Below are 20960 nucleotides of genomic sequence, written 5' to 3'. Positions count from 1 at the left end.
CTGGACATGAAATTCGCATTTGCTGCGCTTGCACTCACGCTCAGCCCCGCCACCGCAATCGCTCAGCAGGACGAGCCACCGGCACAGGTCATGGTGCTCGGAACCTTCCACTTCACCGGCGGCGGCCAGGACTACATCAACCCGGAGGTTGACGACTATCTCGCTCCGGCGCGCCAGGCCGAGATCGAGGCCGTCGTCGAACGCCTCGCCGAATTCAACCCGACCCGGATCGTCGTTGAACTCGATCCCGAGGCCGAAGACCGGTTCAACGCGCTATATGACGCCTACCGGCGCGGCGAACACACCCTTACCGTCAACGAACGCCAACAGATCGGCATGCGGCTCGCTGCACGCCTTGGCCATGACCGGCTCTACGCAGCGGACTATTCGTCCGGCATGGACTTCGACGCCATGATGGCGGCGGGACAGGCAAACGGTCAGGACCGCCTGATGGCGCGTATGGAGGAGCTCCGCGCCGCGATCGAGGCCGAGGACGCACGCCTGAACCGGCCCGAAATCAGCGTGACAGAGCGCCTGATCGCGGCGAACGCACCGGACTTTCTGGAACTGCACAACATCTATCTGACGCTGGCTCAGCTCGGCAGTGTCGAGAACCCGGCCGGCGCGCGCGAAATGACCAATTGGTGGGGCCGGAATCTGCAGATTTTCGCGCAGATTTCATGGGTCGCCGAGCCGGGCGAACGCGTGCTCGTCATCTACGGGTCGGGCCACAAATTCCTGTTCGACCAGTTCATCCAGGACGCGGTCGAAATGGAATGGGTCGACGCGCTCGACTATCTTGAAGGCTAGCGGTTGGCTTCGATCCAGGCGCCGAGCCGCTCCACGACCTCCGGGTCCGGCACGCCCTCGGCGCCATTGACCCACAGCACGAAATTATCGGCCAGCGTCTCTTCCGGGTGGATGATGTAGCCGGTGTTTCGCCCGATCAGGTCGAGATATTGCGGCAGGTTTCCTGGCGCGATCAGCATCGGATTGCCGTCTCCGTCCAGCGCGGGCTCGCAATGCCGGCCTTCCAGATCCACGGCCATCAGGGAAAAGCCCAGATGCGCGCCGAACCCGCCCTCAAGCGTGGGATCATAGCCGCCTTCCGGCAGGAACAGGACCGGCACGACGCCGTCCGCCTGGTCCATTTCCAGCGGCGCATAATGCGCATTCACCGGCGCGTCGGGATTGGTCAGGCGGCGCTCCGAAAGGTTCTCCGGCACCATGACCTCGCACGGCTCGAACCCGATCAGCGCATAGATCTCGTCGGCGCGGTCGCGGTTGTGGCGCGACAGGACGTGCCAGAGCTCGTGATAGAAGGTCTGGCGGAAACCGGCATCGCCGCCCGCCAGCCAGCTCGGGGTGAAAACGATCGCATTGCCACGCGTATGCGGAAACCCGCCATCGATTCCGCCATTGGTGGCTATGAAGACGACATCGTCAGGCAGGAGCGGCGACAGGCTTTCAAGCAGCGCGGCATCCTCGGCAAGCAGCGCATCCAGCCTTGCGCGCTCCTCGTCCGTGAAGTCCCGCACCGAGTCGCGGTAAAGCGCGTTCAGAGCCTCACGCGAGATTTGCGCATTGTCCTCAAGACGCAATCCGATCTCCATCGGTTGCAGGCGAACGGTGAACTCGTCGTCCGCTGACAGGTGGGCATAGGCCTCGTCCGGCGTGGCAAAGACGTAGTCGGCCGCATTCGCCGCCGCCGAAAGCGCCAACGCCGCCGCAGACGCCATCAGTCCGGTCAGAAATACGCGCATGAAACTCTCCCCGATCATTTCGGGCAGACTGGCACCGGCCCGGCGCCACGCCAACTGAACCTTTGGTGAGACTGTCATTTGGCCAAGTCCCGTGGCGCCTGCCGCGCGTCTGCGCTAGCGTCGCCGCAACGCACGAGACTCACACGGACCATGCTTTTCGCTCTCGCCGCCCTTCTGATCTCCGACGATATCCAGGCGACGCCGCGCGCAGTTCAGGCGTGCGACTATCGCGTTGAACACGCGATTGCCTTTACCGGACCGGACGCCAATGACAGGGCCGTCGCCGAAATCATCGGCGAGGACTGCGCGCTGGCGGCGGTAGCCTATCACGTCTTCGATGGCACGGGCCGGCGCGTCTTTTTCGGGGCATCGACCGTCGAATTTCTCTGGAGTTCGGTCGGAGACCCGCCGACGCGCGATCAACTCGTCCGCTTCCTGTCGCGCAATGCCATGCAGGTCGAACCGACACCGGCACGTGCGTCCGACTTGCCGGAGCACCCCCAGGGGCATGAGGTCGGTGACGGCTTCTGCCTTTCGGCCGATACGGTGACCTACATCCGTGCCCGGGCGGACGGGGGGCCGCTGATCACTGTGATGGAAGATCCCGAATATCCGACCTATCTCTGGTATGATGATCTGACGGGCCAGGCCGTTCGGCTCGGTACAGGTTGCTACTGACCGATGCCCCTCACCCTCTCCTTCCTCGGTTTCTTCGACGATATCGGCAAGGCGGCGCTGAAAGCCGTCGAGCACGAGGTGGAATGGTTCTGCCTGCCCGCCGGCGCCATGCTGTTCGGCGAAGGGGAACCCGCCGACGCCTTCTATCTCCTGCGCTCCGGCGCGCTGGCTGCATTCCGGAATGGCGCGCTCGGGCGGCCCAACCTGCTGGGCTATATCCGCCAGGGCGAGCCGGTCGGCGAAATGTCGATGCTGGAGGAACGTCCGCACTCGGCGAGCGTCTATGCCATGCGCGACAGCGAGGTCGTGCGCCTGCCGCGGGCCAGCTTCGACCGTCTGGCGGACAAGCACCCCTCGCTGATGCGCGAACTGGCGAAGATGATGCTGCGCCGCCTGCGCTCCGGCCCGCAGCGCGGCGGGTCCGAGCCGCGCGTCTTCGCGCTGATTTCGTCCTCGCCGACCATCGATCTCGAATACCGCGCGCGCGCCCTCAAGGACGCGCTGGAGACTCTTGGCGTCACCGTCGCCATTGGCGGCGATGAATGCGCCGAGATGCCGGGAACCAAACTTGATGAGTTCGAGAATTCCCACGATCTCGTCTTCCTGACCGCCAAGCTCGGCGATCCGCTCTGGGCGCGCCGGGCCATGGGCCGTGCCGACCGGGTCTGGCTGTTCGCAAGATCCGATGCGCGCCCGTCCATTCCGCTTCTTCCGCCCGACCCGTCGCCAGCGGCCAGCCTGAAACTGATCGACGTCGTGCTTCTGCATCATGAGGGGGTCGCCAAGGCTGCGCGTCCGCAGGAGTGGATGGATGCGGTCGAGGCCGCCCGCCTGTTTCACTGGCGTCAGGGATCAACCGCCGATATCGCGCGCCTGGCGCGCACGCTGGCCGGACGGTCGCTCGGCCTCGTCCTGTCGGGCGGCGGCGCGCGGGCTTACGCCCATATCGGGGCCATGCGCGCCTTCGAGGAAGCGGGGCTGCAGTTCGATTTTCTCGGCGGGGCGTCGATGGGCGCCATCCTTGCCGCCGGCGAGGCACTCGATTGGACACACGAGGAAATCGTCGAACGCACCCGCGACGCCTTCGTCGATTCCAACCCGCTGTCCGACTGGCACTTGCCGGTCGTGTCGCTGGCGCGCGGCGACAAGGTCGACAAGCGTCTCGAAAAGCATTTCGGCGAGGTCGAGATCGCCGACATGCGCCGGCCCTTCTTCTGCGTCTCGTCCAACCTGTCGGACGGAAAGCCCTTCATTCACCGGCGCGGCGTGCTGCGCCATGCGCTGCGCGCCTCGATTGCCCTGCCCGGCATCCTGCCGCCTGTGGTGAAAGGCGAGGCTTTGCTCGTCGACGGTGCGGTGTTCACCAACTTCCCGTCAGAGCAGATGCGTGCCTTCCATCGCGGTCCGAATGTCGGTTGTGACGTGACCCGCGCACGCGGTGTCGATCCGAAGGATTTCGAGGATCCGCCCAGCTTTTTCGGCTGGGTACGAAAGCACGGATTCGGCGATCCGCCGCCCATCGCCTCGCTTCTGATGCGCGCGGCGACCGCAGGTACGATGGTCGACCGGCACGAAGCCTATCTGAAGGCCGTCGATCTCGTCGCCCTGCCCGAGATCGACACCGACCTCAGGGAATGGAAAAGGTTCGAGGACACGATCCAGTCCGGCTATGAGGCGGCGATGCGCGCCCTCGACGAAGCCGACGAGGAAACCCGGGCGAAAATCTTCGCCTAATCGCCCGACCGGTATTCCGGATTGGGGTGGCCGAAACGCTCGCCTTTGTCCCAGGCCTCGCGCGAATTGCCCTCGTTCGGGATGCCGCCATTGTCCTTCAGCATCCGCGCCATGTGCATGAGATTCCACGCCATGAAGGTGGTGTTGCGCTGCGTGAATTCATTGTCCGTCCCGCCACTGCCTTCATCGCAATAGGACGGACCCGGCCCGGCTTCGCCGATCCAGCCGCAATCGGCCTGCGGCGGGATGGTGTAGCCGATATGCTGAAGCGCGTAGAGCACGGTCTGGCTGCAATGCTTGATGCCGTCCTCATTGCCGGTCACGACACAGCCGCCGACCTTGCCGTAGAAGACGTATTGGCCCTTCTCATTGGTGTCGCCGGACTGCCCGTAGAGCCGCTCGATCAGCACGCGGCAAACCGAGCTTTCCTCACCCAGCCAGATCGGCGTCCCGACGACGAGGATGTCGGCCGCCCTGATCCGCTGCCACAGCTCGGGCCAGGCATCGACCGGCCAGCCGTGCTCTTTCATGTCGGGATAGACGCCGGGCGCGACCGGGTGATCGACCAGCCGGATCATCTCGGTCTGAACACCCTGTTTGTCCATGATCGCCTTGGCGACCGCCATCAGCCCCTCGGTGTTCGAGGTCTCCGGCGATCGCTTCAGCGTGCAATTGACGAAAGCGGCTTTGAGGTCGTCAAAAGCCATCAACCCGCATCACCGCAGCGGATATAGGTTTCCTCACGATTCATGTCGCGATTGTCCCAGGTCAGCGTGTCGCCGTCCGCCATGAAATGGAATTCCTGCATGTAGGGCTCGCCACCCTCGCCGCTCTCGCACTGCGTGACGAAATGCGTATAGCCGTCGGTCTGGTCGACGCTCTGGATCGAGCAGGAATCAAGGCCGGCATCGACGGTGTAGCGGGAAATCACGATCACGCCGTCACGCATGTCATTGTCTTCGCTGCAGGCCAACTCGGTGATGCCCCAGCGGCCATTGACGTCGCGGACGGGCATGTCCTCGCCCATCTCGTCCATTTCCGCTTCCGCGTCTTCGGCGGCGTCCTGGATGGCGTCACCGGCATCGGCCATGGCCTCGCCGGCCTCGTCCATAGCCTGTTCGGCGTCGGCTTCCATTTGCTCGCCCGACGGCATGTCGGACTCGCTGCACGCAACGGCGAAAAGGCCGACGGCGGTGATCATCAGAATCTTGCGCATGGATTTCTCCCCTTGAACTCCTTGTTCAAGGCGAAACCTACCCGATCGGTTCCCGCGATTGGGAAAAAACCGGTCAGCGCGTCTCGGTGAACAGCTCGCGGCCGATCAGCCAGCGGCGGATCTCGCTCGTGCCCGCGCCGATCTCGTAGAGCTTGGCGTCGCGCAACAGGCGGCCGGTCGCATACTCGTTGATATAGCCATTCCCGCCGAGCAGCTGGATCGCGTCGAGCGCCAGCTGGGTCGCGGTTTCCGCAGCGTAGAGGATGGCCCCGGCGGCGTCCTTGCGGGTCGTCTCGCCCCGGTCGCAGGCCTTGGCGACGGCATAGACATAGGCGCGCGCGGCGTTCATCCGCACATACATGTCCGCGAGCTTGCCCTGGACCAGCTGGAAATTGCCGATCGGCTGGTCGAACTGGCGGCGCTCGTGAACGTAAGGCAGCACCACGTCCATGCAGGCCTGCATGATGCCGATCGGTCCGGCGGACAGGACGGCGCGTTCATAGTCGAGCCCGCTCATCAGAACGCGGACGCCGTCATTGACCGGTCCCATCACATTCTCTTCGGGAACTTCGCAGTCCTCGAAGACCAGCTCGCCGGTCTCCGACCCACGCATGCCCAGCTTGTCGAGCTTCTGCGCGACGGAGAAGCCCTTCATTCCCTTCTCGATCAGGAAGGCGGTGATCCCGCGCGAGCGCGCGCCCGGATCGGTCTTGGCATAGACCACCAGATAATCCGCCGACGGGCCGTTGGTGATCCACATCTTCGAGCCGTTGAGGACGTAATGGTCGCCCTTCTTGTCGGCGCGCAGCTTCATCGACACGACGTCGGACCCCGCGCCGGGTTCGGACATGGCGAGCGCGCCGACCTTGTCGCCGGAAATCAGGCCGGGAAGGTATTTCTCCTTCTGCTCTTTCGAGGCCCAGCGGCGGATCTGGTTCACGCACAGATTGGAATGCGCGCCATAGGACAGGCCGACCGAAGCCGATCCGCGCGAAATCTCCTCCATCGCGATGACGTGCTCGAGATAGCCGAGCCCGGTGCCGCCCCATTCCTCCTCGACCGTGATGCCAAGGAGGCCGAGATCGCCCATCTTCTTCCAGAGATCGGCCGGAAACACGTCCGACTTGTCGATCTCGGCGGCGCGCGGCGCGAGTTCGTCCGAAGCAAAGCTGCGGACGGTGTCACGGATCATCTCGGCGGTGTCGCCGAGGTCGAAATTCATCGAGGGGTATTGGTTCGGGATCATGCGCGGGACATGGCGCATTCCCCCCGGAGGGTCAAGCAAACGAAGGTGACGTTTGCGTCAGTTTTTGCGCATGCCGCGGCTGATCAGGCCGATTGCCGCTGCGCCGGTCAGCACGAAACCCGCCGCCGCGGTTGCCGGACCGAAGGGCCAGATATCGCCGCCGCTATAGGCTTCCCAGCGCGATGCCGTGTCCCAGACGCCGACGCCGAAGGCGAGTACGCCCAGACCCAGCACCGAGACCGTACCGGCCGGAAACCCGCTGGCAGACGGTGCCGGAGAATCGTCCCCGTTCACCCAGCCATTGCGCTTCGGCACGACCGAACCGGCTTCGAATTCCGGAGAGATTTCCATCGGATCCGGCAGGCCTTCGTCAGAGCCGTGATTGAGATTTTCAGTCTCCGGGTCGGCCATGCTGCTCGGCCCCGCCCCGGCGACTTCGCCCGTAGCTCCGGCGCTGACGGCCGCGCCGGTGAGCGGCGGAATTTCGTCGGAGGGCGTGACGACGACAGGCGCCTCGTCCTCTTCAATTTCGATGTCGGCCGCTTCGGCGAACACATAGCCCACCGGACCGGTGACGGGCTCCGGCGCTTGCGAAGCCTCGGTGGTTTCCCCCTCCGGTTCGGGCGCAGCGGTGACCGGCACTGCTGCGGGCTGATCTTCGCGGATCGCCAGCTGGTCGCGCATGCGCGCAATGACGCGCTCGGCGACGGCGCTGCGCACCGGTGCGGACGGAACGGCGGCTGGGCGCGGCATTTCCTGCGCAGCAGGCTGGTCCTCGACGATGGGAGCCTCGACCGGGTGTTCGGGCTCCGCCTCGTCCTCGGCGGGAGACTCGGCAATCTCGGCAGCGGGTTCGTCAGCCGGTTCTTCGACTGAGGTCTCGATCTCTTCGATGACCGGAGCGACCGGCATGTCGACATCATCCTCGTCCAGGTCGGGATGTTCGACCTCGATGACGAGTTCGACCGGGCGGCCGCTGACATCGGCCGGCAGATCGGTCAGGAACAGCGCGCGTTCGGCGTCGTGGCGCGGATTGTCTCCGCCGCCCCAGGCCGCGATCGCGTCGGCCGCGGCGCGCCAGCGCCCCTTGTTGATCAGGCGCACGACTGCGCTCTGGCGGAACGCCGTCAGGCCGATCCCCAGCGCGAACGAAACCAGCGCGTCGCGCTGCGGCGCCTGCAGCGGGTCATTGATGCTTTCGTCGACGGCTTTCTCGGCCTGCAGCACGTCGTAGATCATCAGAAGTTCGGCGTCATCGCGCGACACGGTCGTGTCTTCGCGCGCGCCGGCCCGGTGGCCATAGCCCACCGTCCAGCGGCCATTGGCATCGCGCTCGGCCGAGCCGCGGAACGGCTCGTACTCCCTGACCAGGGCACGCGCGGCGGGCGTGGATTTCAGACGCAGCTTCATCGATGTTCCAATCCGGGACGCCTTTGGGGGCGGCACGGAAGCATCTTGCAAGCCGGACGCCGTTTACTCTCCGGAGCCCGAATTGGCGTCGGAATAGATGTCGGTTTCGTCGACCGCGGTGAAGGGGGCAAAGAAGCCGCCCCCGGCCCCGCCGCCGATCAGATAGATCTGTCCCTCGATGACTGCCGCCGACGCATCGGTGCGCGGCGCGGGCAGGCCTTCGGCCGTTTGCCAGCGGTCGCGGGCGATGTCGTAGACCAGGTGATCGCTCAGCGTCTGGCTGAGGTCCGCGCCCCGCCCGCCAAAGACATGGATGCGGCCATTCAGCAGCGCGGCGGCATGCCCGGCGCGCGGCGTCGGCATGTCGGCCAGCTGCGCCCAGCTGTCGCTCTCGGGATCGTAGACGTCGATCCGTGTCGATGCCGCACCTTCACGCGCGCCGCCGATCAGATAGATCAGCCCGTCGGACACGACCGAGGCAGCCCCGCGCCGGGAGATGTCTTCAGGCGCTTCGAGCGTTTCCCAGCTCTGGTCTTCCGGATCGAAGACATAGGTTTCCGGCGCACCTGTCTCGCCGCCGATGGCGTAGAGCCGGTCATTCGCGGCGACCAGCTGGAAGGACGCCTTCGGACCCGGCATCGCCGGTTCGCGTGACCAGATGCCGGCCGACGGATCGAACGACCACATGTCGGCGATCGGGCGCACGCCTTCGCGTGCGGCATAGCCGCCGGCGGCATAGATGCGCCCGCCGATTGCGGCGAGACCGAAGCGTTCCAGCCCGGCCGGCAGCGCCGTCGTGTCCCGCCAGTCGCCCAGCGTCAGATCGAGCACTTCCACCTCGTCGCGCGGTTGGGTCAGACCCGCCCCGCCTGCGGCGTAGATCCGTCCCTCGAACTCGATGGCTGCGAGCCCCGAACGCGGGTCCTGCAGGCGCGGCCCGTCGGACCACTGCCCGTCGGCGAGCGCGGCAGAGGGAAGCAGCATGGCGGCGGCAAGGCCGGAAAGGATCCAGTGACGCATGATTTTGAAACACCCGGTTAGACTGACGTGCCCCGCTAGAGCAACACCATAGCGGCAAGTCCGAGGAAGGCGAAGAACCCGACCACATCGGTAACAGTGGTCACGAAGACCGAGGACGACACCGCCGGGTCGGCCCCGAAACGCTTCAGCCCCATCGGCACGAGAATTCCGGCAAGACCGGCACAGGCGAGATTGATCACCATCGCGATGGCGATCACCGCGGCGAGCGCCCAGTTCTGGAACCACAACCCGGCGACCACGCCCATGACGACCGCGAAGATGATACCGTTGAATGTCCCGGTCAGCATTTCGCGGATGATCACGCGCCGCGCATTGGCTGACGTCAGATCACGCGAGGCGATCGCCCGTACCGCCACGGCTAGAGACTGGGTTCCGGCATTGCCCCCCATCGAGGCGACGATCGGCATCAGGACAGCCAGCGCGACCAGCTGCGAAATCGCGGTGTCGAAGAAAGCGATCACGCCCGACGCCAGAATGGCGGTGCCGAGATTGACCAGCAGCCAGGGTGCCCGCGACTTCACCGATTCCAGAACGGTATCGGTCAGCCCGGCCTCGTTCACACCGGCCAGCGCCAGCATATCTTCCTTGTTCTCTTCCTGGATGACCTCGACCATGTCGTCGACGGTCAGCATGCCCGACAGGCGGCCCGAGGCATCGACCACGGGTGCCGAGATCAGGTGGTATTTTTCAAAGTAGTAGGCGACGTCTTCCTGGTCGGTGTCCGGCTCGATGCGGATCCGCACCTCTTCCATGATGTCGGCCAGCTTCACGTCACGCTTCGACCGCATCAGCCGGCTGACCGGCACCGCGCCGACCGGCTCGAAACCGGTGTTCACGACATAGACGTCAAAGAACAGCTCGGGCAATTCGTCGCCCGCCGCGCGCATGTGATCGATCGTGTGCCCGACCGTCCAGAAATCCGGCGCGGCCACGAATTCGCGCTGCATCAGGCGGCCGGCCGTTTCCTCGTTGAAGGAGAGGCTCGATTCCAGCGCCGCGCGGTTTTCTTCCGGGACTTCGGCCAGAACCTGTTCGCGCAGCGCGTCGTCGAGTTCCTCGACCAGCAGCGTCGCATCGTCCGAATCGAGTTCCTGGATCGCCGCGGCCAGGTGAGCGGGGTCGAGCTCTGCCGCGACCAGTTCGCGCGTGTCCCATTGCAGATTGGCGAGCACCTCGCCGGTCAGGATGTCCGGCGCGATCCGCGCCAGTTCTTCCTGTTGCTCGCTGTTCAACTGCTCGATCAGGTCGGCGATGTCGGCCGGGTGCAGGCCCTCCAGAAGGCGGCCGATCCCCTCGCCGTCGCCCTCCTCGATCAGGACCGCCAGTGCCACCGCCTTGGAAACATCGACCTCTCCCTGCGGGGAGTCTTCCGTCGGGATTTCGGCGGTTTCGCTCATGGGGACTCCTGCTCGGGGGGTTGCGCGGCGACAGTAGACGCGGCGCTGGAGATTTTCGAGGGCCGGATTACGGTGTTTTCGGGGAATCGTCGGCGGGGGTGCAGATGCAGATGACGGACGGGCTGTCGCTTTATCCTTTGGCGTCGATCGGATTCATCGCAGGGCTCGTTGCACTGATACTCGCGTCAATTTTTGTTCGCGCTGATCGCCTCGAGACCGCCTCGTCACTCGCCATCATTGGATCCGGATTTCGCCTTGTCGGAAAAAAGGTCCGGGAAAGCCTGTTCGCGTTGGCCGGATTTGCCGTGCTCTCAATCGTGTCGGGATTGTCCTGGTTGATAGTCGACGACGGTCGCACACTGACTCTGTTGGCCGACACCGTGATAAGCATCACCGCCGTATTCGCTCTGCACCGACTTTGGCTTCGCCACGACGCCGAGATGCTCGGCGCGAACCTGCTGCACGGAAGCGTGACCGGCGTTTTCATCCGCGGCTGGATGGTCGGATTCTACGCGGCTTTGCCGATTGTTGGCCTGCTACTCCTCGCTGCGATCGTCTCGATATTCATTTCCGGACCGCCGTTGAATTTTTTCGCTGCAGCGCTGGCAGCGCTCGTGCCATTCGCGACGATCTTCGGTGCCCGTGCCACCCTGATGGTCCCGGCCGCGGCGCTGGGTCGGAATCCCGGCGGCAGGGAAGCGTTTCGCCTGTCGAAGGGCGTCGGCTTGCAGCTTGCCGGAGCGTTGTGGCTGATCGCAGTCTTCACGCTCGCGCCTAGCCAAATCCTGTCGTGGGCCCTCAACGAACAAGCGATGTACCCGATGTCCGGGTCGGACACACTGGTGTGGATCGTATTTTCGGTGATCGAGGGCACGTTGTTGTTGCTTCACATCGCGCTATCGGTAGCGGCTGTGTCGGCAACCTTCCGCGACGCCATCCTTCTCAAGAATGGCCCCTGTCTGCCTGAAGCAGAACCTGAAAGCGAAAACGCCGCCCCATAAGGGGCGGCGCTTCGATGACATGGTGCGGTCGAGAAGACTCGAACTTCCACGGGTTTTACCCCACAGCGACCTCAACGCTGCGCGTCTACCAGTTCCGCCACGACCGCATCGTGTCAGGGCCGTGCGAGATAGCAGCGGAAATGCGGCTTGTGAAGTGCGCGATGCGGCGGAAATTCAGACGCCCGGTCAGGCCGCAGCGTAAAACGCGTTGACGTCTGCCGGACCGGTGATGTTGACCGTGACGCGGTCGCCCTGGATCTGGATCTCGCCGCGCGCGATCGGGTGATTGTTGGCCAGGATCCAGACTTCGTCGTCTTCCTCGGCATCGAGCGGAATCACCGCGCCCCGGCCCATCCGGAGAAATTGCTGAATCGGCATCGACGAACGCCCGAGAACGACCGTCACTTCCACCTTTACCGCACCCAGCTGACTCAACGGACTTCCCCCTCACAGGCACTTGCCACTCGACATGTCACGCACAATGTTCGAACAGACGCCGTTTCCGGCGGGTTAACCACGATAACAATGACACAGCAAAAAACCCAGTGGGCGGTCTCGCCCGGCCATATTGCCTACGAACCGGCCGTCGCCTTCATGGAGGATCGCGCCGCGAAAATCGCGGCCGGCGAAGCTCCGGAGCTGGTCTGGATGCTGGAACACCCCCCGCTCTACACCGGCGGCACGAGCGCCGATGCGGGCGATCTGCTCCAGCCCGACCGTTTCCCGGTCTACAAGACCGGGCGCGGCGGCGAATACACCTATCACGGCCCCGGACAGCGGGTCGGCTATGTCATGCTGGACCTGACCGAGCGCGGCCGCGATGCCCGGAAATTCGTCCGCGGCCTCGAGGAATGGATCATCCGCACCCTCGCGGCCTTCGACGTGGTCGGCGAACGCCGCTGCGAACGCGTCGGCGTCTGGGTGGCCCGCCCCGACAAGGGCGACGGCCATGAGGACAAGGTCGCCGCCATCGGCGTGCGCCTGCGCCGCTGGGTGTCCTTCCACGGCATCGCGCTGAACGTCTCGACTGACCTCTCGCACTTTTCCGGCATCACGCCGTGCGGAATTTCGGAACGGAAATACGGCGTCACCAGCCTCGCCGATCTCGGCGTGAACGCCTCGATGGAAGACGTGACCGCGGCCATGCGCACGGCGTTCGCCGAAGTCTTCGGCGAACTGGAAGACGCCGCGCCGCCCGCCCTGAAAGCGGAATAGAAAAGGCCCGGCTGGGTGGCCGGGCCTTTCCAGTGAGACGTGCCGGACCGTCAGGCGGACGGGGGTGGCGGATTGTTGTCCGAGGCTGGTGTAACCGTCGGATTCGAAGCGGGCGGAGCTGCTGCGGGCGCAGCTGCCTGGGGTGCAGTGCCCTCGGGCGCGCCGTAGCGATTGTCGCCGACCGTGCCGGAGGCAACGCCCAGCCAGATCGTGTAGCCCAGCCACAAGAGCGTCGGGATAATGAACACACCGGCCATGCTGCCCATCATCGACATGATGGCGGCGGGATCCGGTTCACCGTTTCCGCTCATGGCCATGGCGAAGATCGAACCGCCGACCATGACGCCGGCAATGATCGAGATCACGAAGCTGACCAGCACGACAAGCGCGTGAATCCACATCGATTTCCCGATGTCGTGCAAGCGCTTGCCGTAGACGCAGAAGCCCACATACCAGAGGCCGAGCCAGACGAGGAAACCGAGAAGTGGGATCCAGGTCAGAAGCACGTTTGCGCCGATGATGATGAGAACGCCGATCCAGAAGCTTTGCTGGCCGATACGCCCGTTCGGGCTGAAGAGTACGTTTCCGATATTCATTCTTTCCCCCTGTCAGAAGATTGGGCGCCGGCGATCAGGCCAGCGGATTGGGCGAGGCTGCGTCCGCGACCGGTTCACCATAGGCGTTCGGCCCGGGATCGGCCTTGAGGAAGCGATTGACGGCGAATGCCGCGCCGAGATGAAGAACGATTGCAACGAGAACATTCACGATCATCGCCTGAAGGGCGAATGAGCCCATATTGCCCGTCTGCGCCGCAGTGATGGCGCTGCCCATGTAGAGCGGCGCGAGAAGCATGCCGAGAACGAGGGCACCCACCCAGATCCCCGCCAGCACGGCGAGGGTCCAGATGGCGGGCTTGCCCGCATCGTGGAACCGCTTCGCGTAGATACAAAAGAGCGGATAAAGCAGGGCCAGACCCAGCAGGCTGAAGATCAGCCCGAGAAAGCCCAGAAGGGCGCTGAGCACCTGCAGAACGATCGCTATCGCCAGAATGACGATGGCACCCTGCCATAATGAATTCGGACCGATCCTGCCTTCGAACTTGAGCAGCAGATCCTGAAGCCCCTGAACTTTTGCCTGATCCATGAGAAACGCCCTCCGGTAATTCCCTAGGGAACCACCGTGGAGGGCGAATCTGCATCGAGTCAATCGCCGCAGGGGCGAATTCGGACCTGAAGGTAAATCAGGCTTCGCGGCTCTGCATGCCGCGGAACCACAGGCCGAAGATCAGCTGGATGGCCCAGTAGCCGGCGAAGGCCACCCAGGTCACTGGCACCGCGACGGCCATGGCCCGGGTCTCGTCTTCGGTCAGCCAGGTCTGGAATTCCTCGGTCAGCGCCGGGTCCTGCGCCACCGTCATCATGTCCGTACCATTCTGGGCGGCGTACTCGCCCATCATCTGGACACCGATGATCATGCTCATGATGACCGCGGCGAGGAAATAGATGACGATCGAGATCAGCACCGGCAACAGCATCATCGCCCAGCCCCGGCCGGCATCGTTGAGCCGGTTGATATGGACGAAGGCCGTGAACAGGGTCACGAGCACCAGGCTGATGATGCCCGACATGTCGGGCAGCGGCAGATCGGCGTAGAGCATCGCCGCGGCAATGCCCGCGTGGATGACCAGCCAGACAAGCAGTCCGATAAAATAGGTTCCGCCATTGGCGCGAACGCCGGGAACAAACCAGGCAACAGGATTCATGTGTCCCTCCCAGGTGGGTTATCCAGCGCCGGAAGCTAGCGCAGCACGGCGGCAGGCCAAGCGGGAAAACGCCGGGACGCGATCCCCCCCTATTCGAACTCGGCCAGCAATTCGTCGGCCGCGACCGACTGTCCGGGCTTGGCGTGAAGCGTCTTGATCGTGCCGTCGATTTCGGCGCGCAGGACGTTTTCCATCTTCATCGCCTCGATCACCATCAGCGGTTCGCCGGCCTTCACCTCCTGGCCGACCTCGACATCGATCGACACGACGAGACCCGGCATCGGGCTTTCCACCATCTTCGCCGACGCGCCGAGCTCCTTTTCGGGCAGCAGGGCATGCAGGTCCGCGGACGTGTGCGTGCATACGATGGCGACGCAGGTGAAGCCGCGATGGCGCAGCCAATAGCCCTCTGTCCGATCGGAGAACGAGACCGCGAAGCGTTCGTCGCCGAGTTGTCCTTCGAACAGATGCGTGCCCGGCCGCCAGGCCGACTTCAGCGTGACGGGTTCGCCCACCAGTTCGGGCATCCACAGCGTGGCTTCGCCGCCGCCGCCGATCGCCGCATCCGGCAGGTCGATCTCGACCGGAATCCGCCGGCCGTCGAGCAGCACGTCCCACTCCTGCGCGTGGGCAACCGGCGGCGGTGTGATGCGGCCGCTGGTCTGCGCCGCGCGGCGGATGTTCACCGTATGGATGAAGGCCGCCGCCGCCGTCAGATAGCGCAACTGATCCTCGGTCGGCGCCGTGCCATGGAAACCTTCCGGGAAATGCTCCTCGATATAGCCGGTATGGATGTCGCCGCGGCGGAAGTCCTTCTCGCCGAGGCAGGCGGCCAGGAAAGGTGCGTTCGCGGTCACGCCCTCGACATGATAGCGGTCGAGACCGGCCAGCAGCGTGTCGATCGCCGCTTCCCGCGTATCGCCGTGACCGATCACCTTGGCGATCATCGGGTCGTAGAACATCGAGATCTCGTCGCCCTCGCGCACCCCGGAATCGATCCGCAGCGTGCCGTCGCCCAGCTTGCCTTCGGCCGGTTCCTTGTAGCGCTTCAGACGCCCGATCGAGGGCAGGAAGCCGCGATAGGGATCCTCGGCATAGAGGCGCGCCTCGACCGCCCAGCCATTGATCTTCACGTCCTTCTGGCGAATTTTCAGCTCTTCGCCATAGGCCACGCGGATCATCTGCTCCACGAGGTCGAGCCCGACGGTCAGTTCGGTGACCGGGTGCTCCACCTGCAGGCGGGTATTCATCTCGAGGAAGTAGAAATTGCGGTCCGCGTCGACGATGAATTCGACCGTGCCGGCACTGTCATAGTCCACCGCCTTGGACAGTGCGACGGCCTGCGCCCCCATCGCCTCGCGCGTCGACTTGTCGAGGAAGGGCGACGGCGCCTCTTCCAGCACTTTCTGGTTCCGGCGCTGAACCGAACATTCCCGCTCGTTCAGGTGGATGACATTGCCGTGCTTGTCGCCCAGCACCTGGATCTCGATATGGCGCGGCCGCACCACGAATTTCTCGATGAAGATGCGCTCGTCGCCGAAGCTCGATTTCGCCTCGGACCGGGCCGACTTGAAGCCGTCGCGCGCTTCCGCCTCGTCCCAGGCGATGCGCATGCCCTTGCCGCCCCCGCCGGCCGACGCCTTGATCATCACCGGGAAACCGATCTCCGCAGCGATCTTCACTGCCTCGTCCGCGTCCTCGATCAGGCCCATATGGCCCGGCACGGTGGAAACGCCCGCCTCCGCGGCGAACTTCTTGGAGGTGATCTTGTCGCCCATCGCCTCGATGGCACGAACATTAGGCCCGATGAAGACGATTCCCGCTTCTTCCAGCGCAGCGGGGAATTTCGGGTTCTCCGACAGGAAGCCGAACCCGGGATGCACCGCTTCCGCCCCGGTATCCTTCGCGGCCTGGATGATCTTGTCGATCTGCAGATAACTTTCGCCCGGCGCCGGCGGTCCGATGAACACCGCCTCGTCCGCCATGTCGACGGCCTTGGAATCGGCATCGGCCTCGGAATAGACGGCGACCGTCTGGATACCCATGCGGCGGCAGGTCTTGATGACGCGGACGGCAATCTCGCCGCGATTGGCGATCAGGATTTTCTTGAACATTCCAGCCCTTCGGGAGCCCCAATTCGAAATGCCGGTTTAGCCCGCCCGGCGACGCAGCGGCAAGGTGTGAACGCGTCTCAGCTGTCGCGCATGCGGTCGAGCCACGCCAGTTCGGCCGCGCGCAGCTTGCCGATCACCGACACCAGGAAGGCAGTCGACCAGCCGATCAGCAACAGACCATTGAACCCTTCGATCGCTCCGACCAGCCGCCAGCGTTCGTCCAGCACGACGTCGCCATAGCCGACCGTTGTGAAGCTCGAAGTCGAGAAATACAGCGCCGCTTCGAGGGTCGGAAACTCGCCCAGCGCGCGATAGACCAGTGCGTATAGCCAGATCTCGACTGCATGGATCACGACCAGACCCAGCACCACCAGCACGATGAAAATGCCCTGCCGGAGCGCATTCTGCATCGGCTTCAGATTGTGCGACCGCGACTGTAGCAGGGCCATCAGAACAATGAGCCCGATCATGTGGATAACCACCGTGCCCGCGATCATTCCCGTGGCCACGGCGAGCGGCGGCATCAACTGGACGGCATCCGACTCGATCATGGCTTCACACTAGCCGGACTTTTCTCCGCGCCGAACAGGGTTAGTTTGGGTGCCGAGGCATGCGAGGGACAATGATGACGCACAAGGTTTACAGCTATTCGTCGCTGGCGCGGCCGCTCGATCCGAAATTCCGGACGAATCTGGCGGTCATCATCCTGGCACCGCTCGGCGGCATTGCCGTCGCCATCTATCTCTACCTGACCAACATCATGGGCATCGGCGACACGGTGCTGCTCGCGATCGAGGCGATGTTCGTCGCCTTCCTGGCCTGGGCACTTGGCCGCGAACTCGACCCGGATATCAACCAGTCCGCCTTCGTCGCCATGGCGCTCGCCCTCGTCGCGGTCGCGCTGGGCTACAACACCTCGATCCTCAATATCGCGGCAGTGCTGTTCGCGGTCCGCATCGTCAACCGGACGGTTGGCAACCCGCTGAAACTGGTCGACCTGATCATGATGGGGCTGTTCGCCGCCGGGCTGGCCATCCTCGGCGCGCCGTGGTGGACCTGCTTCCTGATCGCCGCCGCCCTGACGATCGACACCGTGTTCGACCAGACCCAGGGCAACAATCTGATGGCCGCGGGCGTCGCCTTCATCGCCGGGCTCTACGCCATGGCCATGAACGGTGCGCCGCATCCGGAGAATGCCGTGCTGATCGAGCGCGGCTGGCTGGTAGCCGCGACCGTCGTTGGCGGGCTCTTCCTCCTGATGATCTTCACAACGCCTGAGCCGCACTCCTGCTGCGATGTGCGGCTGGAGGAAAAGCTGCAGAAGCGCCGCATTCAGGCCGGCATGGCGCTCGCGCTCGCCGGCGCGATTGCCAGCCTGTTCGGCGGTCCGCCCCAGCTTTTCGCCACCCTGCCCGTCTGGGCCGCGCTCGCCGGCGTAATCGAGGGGCGCGCCATGCCGAAACGGAAAATCTGAACCCGATCGGATTCCCCTCCCCTTGAAGGGGAGGGACGCGAGCGGCCTTCGTAAGAAGGACGGGAGCGGGGTGGGGTGAGCGTACCTGCAAGACACCCCCACCCCGGTCGGCTGGCTGACGCGCAGCCTCCCGGCCCTCCCCTCAAGGGGGAGGGCAATAAATGCAATCCAGCTAGCGCGTCACCCAAGCGAGCCCGTCGGGTTCGTCGCCGGTCTCCACGCGTCCGGTCACTTCGCGGGTTTCGCGGTCGATCACCGTAACGAAATCGTCCTGCGTGTTGGCCACGAAGACGCGATCGCCCTCCGGATCCATCAGCAGCCCGATCGGCACCGCGCCGGTATCGACCGTCGCCAGCACCTCATGCGTCTCGGCGTCGATCACCGCGACGGAACCGGATTGCGCGTTGGATATCCAGACCTCCGAACCGTCCGGCGCGAACCGCGCGCGGATCGGGAAGACGCCGCCCGAAGGAATGGTCGCCGTCACCGTGTCGGTGGCCACATCGACGATGGAAACCGTGTCCGCGGAACGGTTCGTGACCCACACTTCCGACCCGTCCGGCGAGACGTCGATGCCTTCCGCGCCCGCTCCGGTCGGGATGGAAACGACCTCGCCGGTCGCGCGTGTGATCACGGTGACCGAACCCGAACCGATGTTTGCGATGTAGAGCTTTTCCCCGTCCGGCGTCGGGACCAGCTGGTGGCTGACCGCCTGCCCGGTCTCCCAGACATTGGTAATCTCGCCCGTCGCCGCGTCGATCTCGGTGACCGTGCCGCTGGTTTCGGTCGTCACCCAGACGAGCGCCCCGTCGCCCGACACCCAGATGCCGTGGGGCCCGCGATTGGGTGCGATATCCCATGTGGCGGTCGCACTGGCCGTGGCCAGATCGACGACCGTTACCGTCGTGCCCTGCGCCCCGCCATAGTCGGAGACATAGGCGAGCGCCCCGTCCGGCGAGGGATAGACTTCGTGCGGATTGTCACCCGTTGGAACGGTCGCGGTGACCTCGAGTGTCTCGGCATCGACCAGCGCCAGCGTGTCGTCGCCCTTGTTGACGACCAGCAAGAGATCATCGGCCAGCGCCGCCCCCGCAATCAGTGCGGCCGCGGACAGTCCGGTCAGAAGTGTTTTCATGGCAGAGCCTCCCAGCGTGTTTCCAGGGAAGATAGCGCGGCGCTGCGGACTTTGGAGTGAAATCGGCGAAAGGTACCCCTCACCCTCCCCAACCTTCGCCTTCGGTTCAGGCCGGGTCCCCTCCCTCTCCCTTGAGGGAGAGGGAAAGACGTGCGGCTCCGAAGGAGGCGCGCGTCAGGGTGAGGGGGAAGCCGGTTTGGCAACGCGCCGCCCCATGCTAGATTCGCGTCCATGACGATGAAGCTGTCGGACGCCATCAGCCGCGAGGAATTGCGTGCCCTGTCGAAGGCCGAGAACTGGCGCGGCGCGCTGATGCTCGCGGGGGATTACGCGCTGATTGCCGCCGCCTTCGCGTTGGCGATCTGGAACCCGTGGTTCTCGCCCGTCAGCGTCTTCATCCTCGCGGGGCGCCAGCTGGCGCTGGCCATCGTGATGCATGACTGCGCCCATCGGGCGATGTTCCGCACGCCCTGGATCAACGATTTCGTCGGCAACTGGCTCGGCGGCGCGGCCGTCGGCGTTCCGCTGCGCGATTACCGCCCCTATCATCTCGACCACCACAAATACGCCGGCACGGACAAGGACCCGGACCAGGGCCTTGTGAAAGACTATCCGGTCACGAAGGACAGCCTGCGGCGCAAATTCATCCGCGATTTCACCGGCCAGACCGGTGTGAAGGAATTGATCTTCCTGTGGACGAAGTCGGACTGGGAACGCCGCATCCCGCCCATCGTCTTCCAGCTCGTCCTGCTCGCCGCGCTGGTCGCCGCGCAGGCGCCCTGGGCGATTGCCCTGTGGTGGGTGGCGCGCCTCTTCGTCTATCCGGCGATCATCCGCCTCAGGAATATCGGCGAGCATGGCGTCGCCATGGACCGCTACGATCCCGAACCCCGGCGCAACACGCATACGACGCGGGCGGGCTGGCTCGAACGCCTGCTCGTCGCGCCGAACCACGTCCACTACCACCTCGAACACCACATGTTCGCGGCGGTGCCGCCCTATCACCTGCCCCGCCTTCACCGCCTGCTTCGCGAGCGCGGCTATTACGAGGGCTATGACTGCATCAGCCCCGGCTATGCGGCGGTGATCCGGAAAGCGGTGCGGGCCTAGGCGTCCGCCACGTCCTCGCGCCGTATCTTGCGCACGTGGAAGAAGAACCACAGCGCTGCGACATAGCCCATCAGACACAGGCTCAGGACAACATAGGGGATCGGTGCCATCGACCCGGCCGGGCCGCGTACCGGCCCGAGCCAACCCAGCCCGGCTTCCGGCGCCTGGCCGATCCCGTGAAGATACGTCCCGAGCCGCGCAAGGTCCGAATAGATCGAGAAGACCTCGTTGCCGAAGCCAGCCGCCGCGACCGTGAAGATGAAGATCAGGATCGCCGCCATCAGCCGCGTCAGCCGGTGGGCGAAGAACCAGCTCGCCGCCAGCATGCCCGACAGGATGGCGATATAGTTCGCGAACCCGGTCTGCGCGGCTTCGGCGAACGCCACGAACAGCGATGCAGCTTCATAGGGTGTCATGCGATCCCCTCCCCGCCCCTTTTTGCCCCGGATTCAATCCGGGGCATAGCCAGCGCGCTCAATCCGTTATTCCGGCGAAAGCCGGAATCCAGTCCAACGGCCAATCTGGACCCCGGCTTCCGTGTTTCGTTTCGGACGATTGTTTTGATTCCCCAGCGATCGTTGCTGGGCTAGCCTATGTTGCGTTGAGACGGAGGGCTGGGTGATGCAGGTCCGGCTTCACGCGAATGCGCGCACGACCCCGGCGA

Annotated in this window: 22 protein-coding genes and 1 tRNA gene; 7 read left to right on the top strand and 16 right to left on the bottom strand. The window is 64.6% G+C overall.

All coding sequences use genetic code 11. The features are described 5' to 3' along the window. Positions 1-6 precede the first annotated feature (6 nt). Entirely contained in the window at positions 7-810 is an 804-nt protein-coding gene (locus L5876_RS02990; protein WP_236954602.1) for a DUF5694 domain-containing protein, read from the top strand. Here L5876_RS02990 and L5876_RS02985 read toward each other — a convergent pair. Further along, the gene (locus L5876_RS02985; RefSeq protein ID WP_236954601.1) at positions 807-1763 is read right to left on the bottom strand and encodes a hypothetical protein; all 957 of its coding nucleotides are present in this window, start codon (positions 1761-1763) and stop codon (positions 807-809) included. The genes L5876_RS02990 and L5876_RS02985 overlap by 4 nt on opposite strands. A 150-nt stretch (positions 1764-1913) precedes the next feature. Between L5876_RS02985 and L5876_RS02980 the strand changes: the two genes are divergently transcribed. Next, on the top strand, positions 1914-2441 hold the full coding sequence (locus L5876_RS02980; RefSeq protein WP_236954600.1) for a hypothetical protein: 528 nt from the start codon (positions 1914-1916) through the stop codon (positions 2439-2441). Positions 2442-2444: 3 nt separating this feature from the next. Further along, positions 2445-4175, top strand: coding sequence for a patatin-like phospholipase family protein (locus L5876_RS02975; RefSeq protein ID WP_236954599.1), 1731 nt, complete (start codon positions 2445-2447; stop codon positions 4173-4175). On the opposite strand, the gene L5876_RS02970 is transcribed toward L5876_RS02975, so the two are convergent. From L5876_RS02970 to mgtE, 6 genes are all read right to left on the bottom strand, one after another. Then, entirely contained in the window at positions 4172-4882 is a 711-nt protein-coding gene (locus tag L5876_RS02970; RefSeq protein WP_236954598.1) for a flavodoxin family protein, read from the bottom strand. The genes L5876_RS02975 and L5876_RS02970 overlap by 4 nt on opposite strands. Then, positions 4882-5391: a hypothetical protein gene (locus tag L5876_RS02965; protein WP_236954597.1), complete on the bottom strand. Its 510-nt coding sequence runs from the start codon at positions 5389-5391 to the stop codon at positions 4882-4884. Before L5876_RS02965 ends, L5876_RS02970 begins: the two co-directional genes overlap by 1 nt. A gap of 73 nt (positions 5392-5464) precedes the next feature. After that, positions 5465-6637, bottom strand: coding sequence for an isovaleryl-CoA dehydrogenase (locus L5876_RS02960; RefSeq protein ID WP_236955030.1), 1173 nt, complete (start codon positions 6635-6637; stop codon positions 5465-5467). A 57-nt stretch (positions 6638-6694) separates the two neighbouring features. Beyond that, positions 6695-8047, bottom strand: a complete 1353-nt coding sequence (locus L5876_RS02955) for a lysozyme (RefSeq protein WP_236954596.1) — start codon at positions 8045-8047, stop codon at positions 6695-6697. A gap of 63 nt (positions 8048-8110) precedes the next feature. Beyond that, entirely contained in the window at positions 8111-9067 is a 957-nt protein-coding gene (locus L5876_RS02950) for a kelch repeat-containing protein (protein WP_236954595.1), read from the bottom strand. A gap of 35 nt (positions 9068-9102) precedes the next feature. Further along, entirely contained in the window at positions 9103-10485 is a 1383-nt protein-coding gene (gene mgtE, locus L5876_RS02945; RefSeq protein ID WP_236954594.1) for a magnesium transporter, read from the bottom strand. A gap of 104 nt (positions 10486-10589) precedes the next feature. Here mgtE and L5876_RS02940 point away from each other — a divergent pair, with 104 nt between their 5' ends. Then, positions 10590-11486, top strand: coding sequence for a hypothetical protein (locus L5876_RS02940; protein ID WP_236954593.1), 897 nt, complete (start codon positions 10590-10592; stop codon positions 11484-11486). A 20-nt stretch (positions 11487-11506) separates the two neighbouring features. On the opposite strand, the gene L5876_RS02935 is transcribed toward L5876_RS02940, so the two are convergent. Then, positions 11507-11593 (bottom strand) — tRNA-Leu (locus tag L5876_RS02935). 79 nt (positions 11594-11672) lie between these two features. Further along, on the bottom strand, positions 11673-11921 hold the full coding sequence (locus L5876_RS02930) for a FliM/FliN family flagellar motor switch protein (protein ID WP_039717971.1): 249 nt from the start codon (positions 11919-11921) through the stop codon (positions 11673-11675). Between the two features lie 90 nt (positions 11922-12011). On the opposite strand from L5876_RS02930, the gene lipB reads away from it, so the two are divergent. After that, complete coding sequence (lipB, locus tag L5876_RS02925; protein WP_236954592.1) at positions 12012-12701, top strand: lipoyl(octanoyl) transferase LipB; 690 nt, start codon at positions 12012-12014, stop codon at positions 12699-12701. Between the two features lie 50 nt (positions 12702-12751). Here lipB and L5876_RS02920 read toward each other — a convergent pair whose 3' ends face one another. The 5 genes from L5876_RS02920 to L5876_RS02900 all read right to left on the bottom strand — a co-directional run bounded on the left by L5876_RS02920 (position 12752) and on the right by L5876_RS02900 (position 17128). Next, positions 12752-13297 carry a DUF805 domain-containing protein gene (locus L5876_RS02920; protein WP_236954591.1) on the bottom strand — a complete coding sequence of 182 codons (546 nt, stop codon included), beginning with the start codon at positions 13295-13297 and terminating at the stop codon, positions 12752-12754. Positions 13298-13331: 34 nt separating this feature from the next. Continuing rightward, positions 13332-13844 (bottom strand): DUF805 domain-containing protein, encoded by a 513-nt coding sequence (locus tag L5876_RS02915; protein WP_236954590.1) that lies wholly within the window; start codon positions 13842-13844, stop codon positions 13332-13334. Positions 13845-13941: 97 nt separating this feature from the next. Then, positions 13942-14463, bottom strand: coding sequence for a hypothetical protein (locus tag L5876_RS02910; protein ID WP_236954589.1), 522 nt, complete (start codon positions 14461-14463; stop codon positions 13942-13944). An 89-nt stretch (positions 14464-14552) separates the two neighbouring features. Next, positions 14553-16577 carry an acetyl/propionyl/methylcrotonyl-CoA carboxylase subunit alpha gene (locus tag L5876_RS02905; protein ID WP_236954588.1) on the bottom strand — a complete coding sequence of 675 codons (2025 nt, stop codon included), beginning with the start codon at positions 16575-16577 and terminating at the stop codon, positions 14553-14555. 77 nt (positions 16578-16654) lie between these two features. After that, positions 16655-17128, bottom strand: coding sequence for a potassium channel family protein (locus L5876_RS02900; protein ID WP_236954587.1), 474 nt, complete (start codon positions 17126-17128; stop codon positions 16655-16657). A gap of 71 nt (positions 17129-17199) precedes the next feature. Between L5876_RS02900 and L5876_RS02895 the strand changes: the two genes are divergently transcribed. Then, positions 17200-18051 (top strand): hypothetical protein, encoded by an 852-nt coding sequence (locus L5876_RS02895; protein ID WP_236954586.1) that lies wholly within the window; start codon positions 17200-17202, stop codon positions 18049-18051. A 172-nt stretch (positions 18052-18223) separates the two neighbouring features. On the opposite strand, the gene L5876_RS02890 is transcribed toward L5876_RS02895, so the two are convergent. Further along, positions 18224-19186 (bottom strand): beta-propeller fold lactonase family protein, encoded by a 963-nt coding sequence (locus L5876_RS02890; RefSeq protein ID WP_236954585.1) that lies wholly within the window; start codon positions 19184-19186, stop codon positions 18224-18226. 231 nt (positions 19187-19417) lie between these two features. Between L5876_RS02890 and L5876_RS02885 the strand changes: the two genes are divergently transcribed. Next, complete coding sequence (locus L5876_RS02885; protein WP_236954584.1) at positions 19418-20296, top strand: fatty acid desaturase family protein; 879 nt, start codon at positions 19418-19420, stop codon at positions 20294-20296. On the opposite strand, the gene L5876_RS02880 is transcribed toward L5876_RS02885, so the two are convergent. Then, complete coding sequence (locus L5876_RS02880) at positions 20293-20712, bottom strand: hypothetical protein (RefSeq protein ID WP_236954583.1); 420 nt, start codon at positions 20710-20712, stop codon at positions 20293-20295. The two genes, L5876_RS02885 and L5876_RS02880, sit on opposite strands and share 4 nt — an antisense overlap. Positions 20713-20960 lie beyond the last annotated feature (248 nt).

The sequence above is a fragment of the Hyphobacterium sp. SN044 genome (assembly GCF_021864465.1).
Lineage (GTDB): Bacteria > Pseudomonadota > Alphaproteobacteria > Caulobacterales > Maricaulaceae > Hyphobacterium.
Note: the sequence above shows the minus strand (reverse complement) of the source record. Positions and strands in the feature narration are given on the sequence as shown.

What these genes read in the sequence shown, in the direction of transcription:
- L5876_RS02990 (WP_236954602.1), top strand. Translation starts at nt 7, where the DNA reads ATGAAATTCGCATTTGCTGCGCTTGCACTCACGCTCAGCCCCGCCACC.
- L5876_RS02985 (WP_236954601.1), bottom strand. Translation starts at nt 1,763, where the DNA reads ATGCGCGTATTTCTGACCGGACTGATGGCGTCTGCGGCGGCGTTGGCG.
- L5876_RS02980 (WP_236954600.1), top strand. Translation starts at nt 1,914, where the DNA reads ATGCTTTTCGCTCTCGCCGCCCTTCTGATCTCCGACGATATCCAGGCG.
- L5876_RS02975 (WP_236954599.1), top strand. Translation starts at nt 2,445, where the DNA reads ATGCCCCTCACCCTCTCCTTCCTCGGTTTCTTCGACGATATCGGCAAG.
- L5876_RS02970 (WP_236954598.1), bottom strand. Translation starts at nt 4,882, where the DNA reads ATGGCTTTTGACGACCTCAAAGCCGCTTTCGTCAATTGCACGCTGAAG.
- L5876_RS02965 (WP_236954597.1), bottom strand. Translation starts at nt 5,391, where the DNA reads ATGCGCAAGATTCTGATGATCACCGCCGTCGGCCTTTTCGCCGTTGCG.
- L5876_RS02960 (WP_236955030.1), bottom strand. Translation starts at nt 6,637, where the DNA reads ATGATCCCGAACCAATACCCCTCGATGAATTTCGACCTCGGCGACACC.
- L5876_RS02955 (WP_236954596.1), bottom strand. Translation starts at nt 8,047, where the DNA reads ATGAAGCTGCGTCTGAAATCCACGCCCGCCGCGCGTGCCCTGGTCAGG.
- L5876_RS02950 (WP_236954595.1), bottom strand. Translation starts at nt 9,067, where the DNA reads ATGCGTCACTGGATCCTTTCCGGCCTTGCCGCCGCCATGCTGCTTCCC.
- mgtE (WP_236954594.1), bottom strand. Translation starts at nt 10,485, where the DNA reads ATGAGCGAAACCGCCGAAATCCCGACGGAAGACTCCCCGCAGGGAGAG.
- L5876_RS02940 (WP_236954593.1), top strand. Translation starts at nt 10,590, where the DNA reads ATGCAGATGACGGACGGGCTGTCGCTTTATCCTTTGGCGTCGATCGGA.
- lipB (WP_236954592.1), top strand. Translation starts at nt 12,012, where the DNA reads ATGACACAGCAAAAAACCCAGTGGGCGGTCTCGCCCGGCCATATTGCC.
- L5876_RS02920 (WP_236954591.1), bottom strand. Translation starts at nt 13,297, where the DNA reads ATGAATATCGGAAACGTACTCTTCAGCCCGAACGGGCGTATCGGCCAG.
- L5876_RS02915 (WP_236954590.1), bottom strand. Translation starts at nt 13,844, where the DNA reads ATGGATCAGGCAAAAGTTCAGGGGCTTCAGGATCTGCTGCTCAAGTTC.
- L5876_RS02910 (WP_236954589.1), bottom strand. Translation starts at nt 14,463, where the DNA reads ATGAATCCTGTTGCCTGGTTTGTTCCCGGCGTTCGCGCCAATGGCGGA.
- L5876_RS02905 (WP_236954588.1), bottom strand. Translation starts at nt 16,577, where the DNA reads ATGTTCAAGAAAATCCTGATCGCCAATCGCGGCGAGATTGCCGTCCGC.
- L5876_RS02900 (WP_236954587.1), bottom strand. Translation starts at nt 17,128, where the DNA reads ATGATCGAGTCGGATGCCGTCCAGTTGATGCCGCCGCTCGCCGTGGCC.
- L5876_RS02895 (WP_236954586.1), top strand. Translation starts at nt 17,200, where the DNA reads ATGATGACGCACAAGGTTTACAGCTATTCGTCGCTGGCGCGGCCGCTC.
- L5876_RS02890 (WP_236954585.1), bottom strand. Translation starts at nt 19,186, where the DNA reads ATGAAAACACTTCTGACCGGACTGTCCGCGGCCGCACTGATTGCGGGG.
- L5876_RS02885 (WP_236954584.1), top strand. Translation starts at nt 19,418, where the DNA reads ATGACGATGAAGCTGTCGGACGCCATCAGCCGCGAGGAATTGCGTGCC.
- L5876_RS02880 (WP_236954583.1), bottom strand. Translation starts at nt 20,712, where the DNA reads ATGACACCCTATGAAGCTGCATCGCTGTTCGTGGCGTTCGCCGAAGCC.